This is a genomic window from Bdellovibrionales bacterium, from assembly GCA_019750295.1.
Taxonomy (GTDB): Bacteria; Bdellovibrionota; Bdellovibrionia; order Bdellovibrionales; family JAGQZY01; genus JAIEOS01.
Genome location: JAIEOS010000016.1, coordinates 1 through 4,332, shown reverse-complemented (window position 1 = coordinate 4,332; position 4,332 = coordinate 1). Strand labels below are relative to the sequence as shown.

6 protein-coding genes are annotated in these 4,332 nt (G+C 46.8%); 5 read left to right on the top strand and 1 reads right to left on the bottom strand.

Translation table 11 applies throughout. From position 1 onward, the window contains the following. Together K2Q26_04410 and K2Q26_04405 are read left to right on the top strand one after the other, a co-directional pair. The coding region (locus K2Q26_04410; protein MBY0314736.1) for an HAD-IG family 5'-nucleotidase at positions 1–492 on the top strand (492 nt) is incomplete at its 5' end. Between the two features lie 54 nt (positions 493–546). Beyond that, on the top strand, positions 547–1,317 hold the full coding sequence (locus K2Q26_04405) for a hypothetical protein (protein MBY0314735.1): 771 nt from the start codon (positions 547–549) through the stop codon (positions 1,315–1,317). Here the strand turns inward: K2Q26_04405 and K2Q26_04400 are convergent. Next, the gene (locus K2Q26_04400) at positions 1,314–1,907 is read right to left on the bottom strand and encodes a hypothetical protein (protein ID MBY0314734.1); all 594 of its coding nucleotides are present in this window, start codon (positions 1,905–1,907) and stop codon (positions 1,314–1,316) included. The two genes, K2Q26_04405 and K2Q26_04400, sit on opposite strands and share 4 nt — an antisense overlap. A 148-nt stretch (positions 1,908–2,055) precedes the next feature. On the opposite strand from K2Q26_04400, the gene K2Q26_04395 reads away from it, so the two are divergent. The 3 genes from K2Q26_04395 to panC all read left to right on the top strand — a co-directional run. After that, a complete protein-coding gene (locus K2Q26_04395) occupies positions 2,056–2,787 on the top strand; it encodes a DUF2520 domain-containing protein (GenBank protein MBY0314733.1) in 732 nt (243 codons plus the stop codon). Next, positions 2,771–3,559, top strand: a complete 789-nt coding sequence (panB, locus tag K2Q26_04390; protein ID MBY0314732.1) for a 3-methyl-2-oxobutanoate hydroxymethyltransferase — start codon at positions 2,771–2,773, stop codon at positions 3,557–3,559. The genes K2Q26_04395 and panB overlap by 17 nt, the downstream gene beginning before the upstream one ends. 9 nt (positions 3,560–3,568) lie before the next feature. Further along, positions 3,569–4,332: pantoate--beta-alanine ligase (gene panC / locus K2Q26_04385; protein ID MBY0314731.1), on the top strand; the 764-nt coding region annotated here is incomplete at its 3' end.

Below are 4,332 nucleotides of genomic sequence, written 5' to 3'. Positions count from 1 at the left end.
TATGGCGATGTGGTTCGACTTAAGAAAGATTGCAAGTGGCGGACCGCACTCGTGATTGATGAGCTCGAGCAAGAGATTGATCACCTCAGCAAAGCCAACCCCGCCCAGTTGCAAATTCAGGCTTTGATGAAGCAAAAAGCGCCGGTCGAGCAAGAAATCGTCCGCGTGACTTCCGAAGAAATCGAAACTGGAACACCAGCGACGAGTAAACTTAAAAAGATGCAGGACGAAGTCACCAAGATCGATTCTCAGATCAGTCAACTGATTGAAAAAACCCAGTCCATCTATAACTCCTACTGGGGTCAAATCATGCGAGCTGGAAACGAAGAAAGCTATTTCGCTCATCAAGTGGATCGCTTTGCCGACATCTATATGCCAACGCTTAAAGATCTCTTGGAGATGTCCCCTAGGACCTATTACCGTGCGATTCGTCGTCCGCTCGCCCACGAGTTGGCTCTGCACTTGAACCTTGAAGATTATATAGAATCTTAATTTAGATCTTCCATGAACCACGTTTACGGCATAGACGTTGCTATTGGGACGTGTATGTCAGAAAAATTGGGCTTTTGGGTTGTCTTCATTGTCTATTTATTTATCAGTTCTGTAGGATCTACCGCGCATGCTCTTCAGTGCACGGAGATCTTCGAGAAGGTGATTGATCCACTGGAGCAGCTCACTCAGATTGAAGCCGAGTTACAACAAGATCTCGATGCGACCGCCGGGCCGTCACGAACTCAGTTTCAAGAAAGCGTTTTCCGTCTTATGGAGCAAATGGAGGAACTCTTTGTTGGCATGGCAACTACCCCCGCCACTCTTCTTCATTTACAACTCCAAGAGTTAAAACGCCAAACGCGCCTGATGAGTCAAAAAATCTTTTCACGACCAGCAGAAACGGAAACTCGCACCATTGAAGACATCCGCGCGGATACATTTCTGGCCTCCCCCGAGACGCCCTATTTAATTCTCGGGAAAGACCCGGTCTTCAAACGAGTGATTCTCTCCGCAGAAGTTGTCGATTCTTTATTCCATAGTGATATTCCTCAGCATCGGAGAGCGGCAGCACAGATTCTCCATTCCATTATGCTCGGTCGAGTCGGATTAAAAATGAACGGAATCACCTCCATACTGTCTTCAGAAAATATTTTTAAAGTTCGTATTCATGGCTCAGGGGCCGTGGGGGCAATTCGCGCCGCCGGATATCTTCGAGGAAATGATTTCCATCTCGTCACTTGGACGGATGAGAGGAACCATGACCAGCTGCAAATCGATCGATTAATTCGAGCCGTCCAACGCCGGCGCTCAGAACGTGGTCACTAAAGCTTTCCGATAAAGACGAAAAAATTGTTGTCGGCGTACTTATTTAAAAAGAAATAAGGGTCTTGCGTTTTCATTTTCCGAGAGGCTTCGCGAATGGAAAGATCGTGTAAGCAATTCAGATTCAATCGAAGTTTGGCTTTACACTCCTCCGAGGGATCGGCATTTTTGTCGAAGATAAAAATAGAAAGGTAATTCTTCGAAAGATTTCTGTACTCTAAGCGGTCATCGTCCAAAGAGTGCGCCTCCTCTAAGCGGGTGACCAACCAACAGGGTCCTTTACAAGTCTCTAACTTTTCCACGTCTGTGATCATCCGAGGTTCTTCTTTAAAATGCCGAGCGTAGGCGTCCTTGAGATGATCCGTAAAAATTTGCGCTTCCGGTTGATCGGTGGGAACCCCAAGGATTAAAATTTTTCTTTCGGAAAGATCCGGGAACATGCGAATCACTACCGCGTCGGCGGCTTCTTTTCCATAAACAGAGGGCTTAATCAATTTCGCGAACCTTAAACCGATCCCGTTCAAAAACAAAAAACCGATGCACCCCGTGATCACCAACAAGGCTAGGCCGATCATCATGTTTGCTTTTTTCACGGTAAACTCCCTGGTCGTGGCTTCGCTTTTAAATCAAAAAGGCGGAGGAAAGTAGCTCAATAACGCATTGCATATAGAATGCTTAAGATAACGGCGTTACCACAGAGTGCGGGGAGAGAAACCTCTCCTTAAACATAAGGACTTGATCATGCGACAGGTACCTCCAAATTCATACTCTTATCTGATCGTCGGCCGTGGTCGAATGGCCCTTAATCTTTCGGCCTATTTTAAAAGTTTACAGATTGCTTATTCTCAGTGGCACCGAGATCTCGGAAATGAAACGCTCAAGGCTTTCCTAGAAATTCACGACCGCATTCTCCTGGCCATACCCGATGATGCGATCGAAGCGTTTATTCAGAAATATAATTTACCTAAAGACAAGGTCATCCATTTTTCGGGAGCCTTGGTGACTCCGTTGGCGCATAAACTCCACCCGTTAATGACTTTCACCCGTCGACCTTTGGGGATCGATCAGTGGAAATCGGTTCCTTTTGTGGGAATCCAAGGCGAGCCCACTCTTAAAGAATTGATTCCCCAGTTACAAAATCCATTTTGGCAAATATCGGCAGAGAAGTCCGCACTCTACCACTCCCTTTGCGTTTTGAGTGGCAACGGCACGTCGGTGCTCTGGCAAAATGCGTTTGAGTCTTTCGAGAAAAACTTAGGTTTACCTCGCTCTATTCTTCACAGTTACCTCAAACAAATCTGCGAGAATCTCATCAACGAGCCGACCTCCTCGCTGACGGGGCCATGGGTTCGCAATGACCAGGTGACGATTCAAAAAAATTTAGCGGCCCTCGAAGGCCAAACGCTACAAGACGTTTATTCGACTCTTAAAAAATCTGTTCTCTCTGGAGGTTCCGATGAAGTCTGTCCTTGATTTTGGAAAAATGAAAGCCGCGGGAGATAAAATCTCTATGGTGACGTGTTACGACACCTGGTCGGCGAAAATTTTAAGTCAGTCGCCGGTGCATTGTCTTTTGGTGGGCGATAGCGCAGCGATGGTCATGCATGGTCACGAAACAACTATACCCATCGATGTGAGAACGATGTGCCTCCATGTCGAAGCCGTAAAACGAGGGGCGCCTAAAAAGTTTATCGTCGCCGACATGCCTTTTCTAGCCCACCGTAAGGGAACGAAACCGACGATGGACGCTGTTGAACTTTTAATCAAAGCTGGTGCCAACGCCGTAAAAATCGAAGCTCAACCGGGGCAAGAAAAAATTATTAAACATATCGTGGATTCCGGTGTGCCAGTGATGGGACATATCGGTTTAACGCCCCAGTTTTATCACCAACTGGGGGGCTTCAAAGCCCAGGGTAAAGACACGAGCTCAGCACTGCGTCTTCATGCTCTCGCCCAAAAGCTCGAGGAGGCCGGGTGCTTTTCTTTAGTGCTCGAGTGTGTGCCGGAAGCCTTAGGACGAAAGATTTCTCATCTGCTTTCTATTCCCACGATCGGCATCGGTTCTGGTCCTCATACAGATGGTCAAGTGCTGGTCCTTCATGATCTGTTAGGGGCGCAAAAAGATTTTGTGCCCAAGTTTGTACGACAGTTCGCAAATATTCACGATACGATTCTCAATGCGGTGACGGAGTATCATGAGTCGGTGACTAAAAACGAATTTCCCTCCAAAGAATTGTATCAGTAAGAGGAACCTATGAAGATAATCGAGTCCACTTATGACATGATCCAATGGAAAAAAGAGAAGCGCCAATTCTCTCCGGGCAAAACGATTGGTTTTGTCCCCACCATGGGCGCATTGCATGCCGGTCACTTGGAGATCGTGAAGACCTCTAAGGCCGAGAATCAGTTTACGGTAGTGAGTATTTTTGTAAACCCCACTCAGTTCAACGATCCCAAAGATTTTGAAAAGTATCCTAAAACATTAGAAGCCGATATTAAGATTCTCGAGGCCCTCAATCCCGACGTCGTCTTCGTCCCCAAGGCTGAAGAAATTTATCGCGATCAGTCCCAATTTTCTCTGACAGAAATTCATCTCAAAGAGCAATTTGCTGAAGCTCGCCGCCTAGGACACTTCGAGGGCGTGATGACCGTCGTGATGAAGTTGATCAATATCGTTGGGTGCCACCGCATCTATTTGGGCGAAAAAGACTTTCAGCAACTGGAAATCATACAGCGAATGGTTCAGGCATTTTTTATGCCCGTCGAAGTTCGTCCCGTGCCCACAGTTCGCGATGAGGAAGGTTTAGCTCTGAGCTCTCGCAATCAGAGATTGAGCGAAGATGGAATTCGTCGAGCTCGATACTTTGCCCAGCAACTTAAAACTGCGAAGACCGAACAAGATCTCAAAGAGGCCCTCGCCAAAGAAGATATTACTTTAGATTATGTGGCTGATTATAAAGGACGGCGACTGGCGGCCGTTTTTATCGAAGGCGTAAGGTTAATTGATAATGTCGCACA